This window comes from uncultured Mycobacterium sp., assembly GCF_964249325.1.
Classification (GTDB): Bacteria; Actinomycetota; Actinomycetes; order Mycobacteriales; family Mycobacteriaceae; genus Mycobacterium.
Genome location: NZ_CAXUCH010000295.1, coordinates 1 through 4,573 on the forward strand (window position 1 = coordinate 1; position 4,573 = coordinate 4,573).

The window sequence follows — 4,573 nt, forward strand, 5'->3', positions numbered from 1 at the left end:
TTGCAGCGCGGCCGAAACGGCTTCTCTCCCAGCGTGGATGGCCGTTTGATCGGGAGGTGGCCGGCATTTGTTGACAATCTCCCGACTGTCGCGGTGGAGCATCAACTATTACAACGACACCGCGAACAAGGCCAAGCAGGCCGCGATGGATCGCCAAGCGGCCAACGGCGGGCTGGGTGAGTACTACACCGAGGGCGACACCCGCGTACCGACGTGGCTAGTCGTTGGCGACCCGGCTGCGGTGGGTGACCGTACCGGCTTAGACGCGACGGCGTTGAACGGTGGATTTGCCGACACCGAAGCGGCAGCCCGCTGGCTCGACGACGGCATTGCCCCTAACGGGGCTTGTGGCAGGGCGTTCACCGACAAAAGCGTGCACGGTTTCGACCTGGTATTCGCCGCGCCGAAAAGTGTGTCGCTGCTTCGGGCACTGACCAATGAGGTCGGTGAGAAGGTCGTGCAGGAGGCCCACCTGAAGGCCGTGCAGGCGGCGATGACCTACCTGCACCAACACGCCGGCTACACGCGCGTGCACAATCCGCGGACCGGCACCAAAGATCTTCAGCGACTGCCTGGCCTGGTCGCTATCGCCTTCCAGCACGAGACATCGCGATGCGGTGATCCGCATCTGCACACCCACGTCGTTCTGCCCAACAGGCAGCCCCGCGGGGACGGCCGGCTGGTGTCGGTGGACTCCAAGAGCCTGCACCACGAAGCCAAGGCCGCCGGCGTCATCTACCAGGCCGTGCTGCGCCACGAACTGCATGCCGAGCGGGGATTCGAATGGACTGCCGTCGACGAGCATTCGGGCATGGCTGAAATCGCCGGGGTCACGAAGGACTGCATCACAGCGTGGTCGCAGCGCTCGACGCGGTTGCGCGAATGGGCGCGCAACAACTTGGTCGTCGTCGACGGTGAGCCGACCGCCGCTCAGTTAGCGGCCGCGCAAAAGGCGACGCGCCCGGCCAAACCCGAATCGCTGGCGTGGGAAGACCTGAAAGAAGTCTGGCGGGCAGATCCGCGCGGACTGCAACTGGATCGCGCCGCGCACTTCGAAGCGCGCGAACACCGCCGCGCATCCGCGCAGTCGAGCGGTGCGGTGCGCACCGCGCTGGATCGTGCGCGCATTGCGCGCATGGCCGCGCGCATTGACAAGGCCGCGTTCACCCGCGCCGACATGGTCGAGATCGTCGGCGCGCAACTGCCCGTTGACGCGCCTGGCGATTTGCGCGCGCTCATCGAGCAGGCGGTAGACGCGGTGAGCATTCGGGTGAGCGCGCAGCGCGAAGCGCACCACCGGGAAGGGCACGAGAAGTTCACCGTGGAGGCGATTATCGTCGAGGAGGAACGTGTCTTCGAGATGGTCGATGAGGCCGACAATCGCGCGCGTCTGTGGATACGCGACGAGGATTTTGGTGATCTCTCACCCGATCAGGCGCGCGCGATCCGCAACATCGCGGTCTCCCCGTTCCTCGTGCAGCCGTTGCAAGCCCCGGCCGGTGCCGGAAAGACACACTCGCTTAAAGCACTGCGCGCCGCCGCGCATCACGCGAATAAAGAGGTGCTCGTGCTGGCGCCGACGGGCAAGGCCGTTGACGAAGCCATGCGCGACGGAGCTGGCGACCGCGGACTGACGGTGGCCAAAGCGCTCAAACTCATCGAGGACGGCCAACTCGAGGTCGGTCGGTTCACGGTGGTGGTGGTCGACGAAGCCGCCATGGTCGCCACCCCGGACCTGAAGAAGTTGCTTTCGTGCGCTGTGGTGGGCAAAGCCAAGGTGGTCCTCGTCGGTGACTCCTATCAGCTGGCGCCTGTCATGGCGAGGGGCGGGATGTTTGAGAACCTGTGCGCCGATCTTCCGTGGGCGCAGCGGCTCAGCGAAGTGTGGCGGATGCGCAACCCCGAGGAGCGTGAAGCATCACTGGCGTTGCGGTCGGGGCATGGCAACCGGCTGCGTAAAGCCGTTGGGTGGTATCGCAATCAGGACCGGCTGCACACCGGAGATCCGATCGCCATGGCTCACGACGCGATGCACGCCTACATCAAGGCCCGCGCCGAGGGCAAAGATGTGGCGATCGTGTGCGACAAGTGGGAGATCGCCGACGCGATCAACCGCCGCCTGCATGACACCTACACGGCGAAAGTTGAACCCAGCGTGCGGGTCGCACGTGAGCAGCGGGTGCGTGTCGGGGACATCATTTTGAGCCGAAACAACGACGCCACAATTGAGGTACGGCCTGGGCCCGCGCACCGGCGCGGTCACGGCGTGGACCACGTTCGCAACGGAAACCGTTGGCGCGTCGCCGGAATCGATGCCGTAGGGGGACGTATCGCGGCTGAACGCCTCACCGACCATGCGCGGGCTGTGTTCGAAAGCGACTACGTGCGCGACCACATCACTCTGGGCTACGCCGCCACCGTGCACTCTGCCCAGGGCGTCACGGTGGGCAGCACGACCACCGAGGGCGTCTGCTACGCCATCATGAGCGAGCATGCCAGTCGGGCGATGGCCTATGTGGCCATGACTCGCGGTAAAGACGAGAACCACGTCTACATCTACCAGGCCATCACCGGTGAAGCGGACCACGAGCACGCCAGCCCGGTCGCCGGTCTCGAAATGCACCGCATGCGCCGCGGCAACAAACACGCTGCTGCGCATTACTTCCGGATCATCCTGACCAATGACGACAGGCCGCGCACCATGCACGCCGAAGCTGAACGTACCGATCCCCACCAACTTCCATCGGTTGTCGCCGCGGTTGTACATCGTCAAGCAGAACGGCGCAGGGTGCGACAGCGGGCATGGCGTCAAAACAATGCCCAAGCGCATCGCTGGGAAGCCGCCTACCAGCGGATGGCCCAGTCCCGGGACAGCGCCGAGTACCGCCACGAACGCGGCCGCTTTGCAGACGGCGCTGGCCTCGAACTCTGAAGTGGTCGGCCACAGTTCGCGCCGACCCCAGCTGAGCGCGTATCTTTTACTTCCCAGCGACCGCTTGTCCCTGACGAAATGTCTTAAAGGGTTGCTTAAACGATCTGCTCGTCAGCGACATGTGTAAGTCACTGGTGCGTCACCGGTTCCAGACTGCACATGTAACCGACGTGCCGGGGTTCCCACCCACCAAAGAATCACGACATGGACAGGGCTTTCGTCTCAGCCGTTGCCACGTTGGTCTACTCGCCAGCCATCAACGGCTCTGCTGGGGAAGGTTGAGCAAAGGGATGCCGCCGATGGGCCAGCACCGGCCGGGGTCACCATTGGGTTTGTTGTTTGCTCGTTGATGCATCGGTTCAGCGCCACCGTGTCCCACACGTATTAGCAGGTGGACCCTTCGGCGCCAGCCAGCGCCGACTGCAGGGCCCGGCGCATGTCGTCTTCGTTGACGGTGAGCACGCTGGGGTCTGATTTGGCCAGCTCCGCAAGCTCGTGTGGGGCCATGGTGTGCAGGCGGCGGGCTCGTTCCCGCTTGCAGGCGATGATGACCTTGCGGGCGTAGCGGCCGTTGCCGGCAACGTCGAGCGCGGTGCCGGCCTCTATCGGTGTGTCCCGTAGCCGGGCGGCCTCGGCATGCAGCAGTGGCCAAGCGCTGTCGGCGATGGCGATTTTCTCCTTGCGGGCGATGTGCTGGCCGATTTGCACGATCTCGTCGGGTGTGTAGCTGTTGAAGGTCAAGGTGAAATGGAAGCGGGAGGCCAGGCCCGGGTTGGCGCTCAAGAATCGGCGCATCTCCTTGGGGTAGCCGGCGACGATGACCACGAGTTGGTCGCGGAAGTCCTCCATGTATTTCAGCAGCGTGTTGATGGCGTCCTTGCCGAACGAGTGGCCTTCGTGCTCAGGGACGAGCCGGTAGGCCTCGTCGATGAACAGGACGCCACCGAGTGCTTCCTCGCATACCGCTTTCATCCGTTCGGCGGTCTGGGAGACGTAGCCGACGACGAGGTCTTCCTCGGTGACCTCTTTGACGTCGGGGCGCTGAATCTTACCCAGTCCGAACAGGATTTCGGCGACGATGCGCGCGAATGTGGTCTTGGCTGTGCCGGGTGGGCCTTCCAACACAATGTGGTTTTCGTTCGTACTGGATGTCTCGACACCCTGCTCGGCCAGCAGTTGGTCGATCTGAATTTCGGTGCGCCACACCGCGATCTGCTCTTTGGGGCCGTCCAGGCCGATCAGTTCGTCGAGGCGGGCCTGGGCCCGCGCCAACACCTGGCTCTGCTCGGCGGCCAGGTCCGCGGCCGCGCGGGCTTGCTTGCTGGTTTCGGTTGCCGGGTCCCACTTGTCGGTGCGGGTGGCGATGGTTTCCGGGTCGGTCACGATCAGCCGGTAATGCGGGTCGTCGAGGGCCTGCCGCGCCGCGTCCAGCAGCTGACCGTCCACGGCGGCCGCCCGAAACGCCGCCTTGGCGGCCTCCTCGTCGCCGAGCTCGCGCAGACACCAGCCCTTTGTGAGGGCGACGTCGGCAGCGACGTAGGGGTTGGTGGTCCTGATGGTTTCGATGATCTCGAGCGCCGGGACGAACTCGCCCAGGCTGGCGGCCGCCGAGGCCTTCAGCGCTTTGGTTGCCGCCGTGAC

2 protein-coding genes are annotated in these 4,573 nt (G+C 64.8%); one reads left to right on the forward strand and one right to left on the reverse strand.

The genetic code is table 11. The features are described 5' to 3' along the window. Window positions 1–67 precede the first annotated feature (67 nt). Entirely contained in the window at window positions 68–2,932 is a 2,865-nt protein-coding gene (gene mobF / locus ACFE99_RS22950; protein ID WP_375488870.1) for a MobF family relaxase, read from the forward strand. A 384-nt stretch (window positions 2,933–3,316) separates the two neighbouring features. On the opposite strand, the gene ACFE99_RS22955 is transcribed toward mobF, so the two are convergent. After that, a partial coding sequence (locus ACFE99_RS22955; protein ID WP_375488872.1) for an AAA family ATPase occupies window positions 3,317–4,573 on the reverse strand: 1,257 nt, incomplete at its 5' end.